The organism is Pseudoalteromonas sp. NJ631, from assembly GCF_000276645.1.
In the GTDB taxonomy this organism is placed as follows: Bacteria; Pseudomonadota; Gammaproteobacteria; order Enterobacterales; family Alteromonadaceae; genus Pseudoalteromonas; species Pseudoalteromonas piscicida.
In genome coordinates this window covers 1-1,797 of sequence record NZ_AKXJ01000034.1, presented here as the reverse complement: position 1 = coordinate 1,797, position 1,797 = coordinate 1, and the positions used below count along the sequence as shown (strand labels likewise).

Genomic DNA, 1,797 nt, shown 5'->3' with positions numbered 1-1,797 from the left:
TCGGATACGGAACGGGCGTTATGTAGTATTTGGCAGCAAGTGCTGGAGGTGGAACAAGTCGGAATTATGGATAATTTCTTTGAACTTGGCGGAAACTCCTTATTGTTTGTTAAGTTATTGACTGCCATTGAGCAAGAGTTCGAAATAAAACTGGCTGTATCACATGTTTTTATGCTGGATAACTTGAAATCATTAGCATTACATCTTGATGCTGTAGCTGGTAATGCCAATTGCGATGAACAAGAGCAGGACTTGGACTTTTTTGAAATATGAATATAAATAATAACAATAAAATGGGATCAACCGCTCTTAGCTCTTTTATCGGACAGGCTTATGGAGAGATGATAGGGGGCGACAATGAACTGTCTTTTAGCCAGTCAAGGGTCTGGCTTCAGGATCAGCTTAGCGGCGGCAGTCATCATCTTAACCTTGCCGTGGCCTTAAAACTTAGCGGCAGCTTGAACCAAGCTAGCTTACAACGGGCATTTGACCTTCTGCTGGCACGGCATCAAAGCCTGCACACATGTTTTCAAGTTGGAGAAAATGATTCGGTTATACCTGTGTTCCTACAGGCACTTTCTCTGGAAATGCCAGTGACAGATTTATCCGATATGGCTGCAGGAGCACGGGAGGCCGAAATTGCCACTTTGCTATCCGCCGAAGTAGGGAGGCCTTTTGATCTGGCCCGGGATCTGATGCTGCGGGCGCACTTGCTTAAAGTAGCCGCCGATGAGCATATTTTACTGGTGATCTCCCATGCTATGGTCTGCGATCCCAGCTCCATGAAAGTACTACTCAATGAGTTGGGTGTTATGTACTCGGCCAGTGAGCAGGGAAAAGAGAAGCCTTTGATGCCGATCACTCTGAAGTACTCAGACTATGCCCACTGGCAGCGGTATGGTTTGCAAACAGGTGTTTTTGACCAGCAGCTTGCTTACTGGGAACAGCAGCTTAAGGGGTTACCTCTTGTTCATGGTTTACCACTGGATCATCCCAGGCCAGCGATACAGACTTTTAACGGGGATGTCCATGTCTCTACCTTAGATCAAGCCAGTCATGAGCTGTTGGCAGCCTTGTGCCGGGAGCAGGGGGCAAGTCTCTTTGCCGGACTGCATGCCGTTTTTTCGATATTAATGTCCCGCTACAGCAATATCGATGACATAGTGATAGGTACTCAGGCCGATAACCGACAGCACTCAGGCGCTGCGGGTCTTATAGGCAGTTTGATGAATTTTTTGGTGCTGCGCAGCAATTTGGCTGGCGATCCTGATTTTCTTGAGGTATTGGCCCTGAGCCGCGAAACCATCCAACAAGCGTATGAGCATCAACAGCTCCCTTTCGAGTGTGTTATCAAACAGCAGCAGCTTAAATCAGGTCTGAGCCACAGCCCTTTGTTTCAGGTGGTGATGACGTTACAGCAAGAGGATGAAAGCTGCTTGGTGCTGCCGGGGATTGAGGTTTCAGAGTTAAAACTTAAAGGTGTCGGTAGCACACAATTTGATCTGAGCTTAAATATTCTTGAAAAAGCGCAAGGGCTCGAACTGGCCTGGGAGTTTAATACCGACTTATTCAATCAGGAAACCATACAGCAGATGGCGAGGCATTTTGAAGTCCTGTTATCTGCCCTGTCGCAATCGCCGAATAGGCATGTTTTTGGCCATGAGCTGGTGACCGAGCAAGAAAGGCAGCAACTGCTGCTCGGCTGGAATAATACCGCGACTGATTGGCCATCAAATAGGTGTATTCATGAGTTTTTTGAAGCCAGAGTGTCACTCCACCCCGAGCAGGAGGCTGTGC

At 47.6% G+C, this 1,797-nt stretch carries 2 protein-coding genes; both read left to right on the top strand.

Going from position 1 to position 1,797, the window contains the following annotated elements; genetic code table 11:
- Positions 1-273: phosphopantetheine-binding protein (locus A587_RS24390; RefSeq protein WP_017219563.1), on the top strand; the 273-nt coding region annotated here is incomplete at its 5' end.
- On the top strand, positions 270-1,797 hold a 1,528-nt coding region (locus A587_RS0123655; protein ID WP_017219562.1), incomplete at its 3' end, for a condensation domain-containing protein. The genes A587_RS24390 and A587_RS0123655, both read left to right, overlap by 4 nt.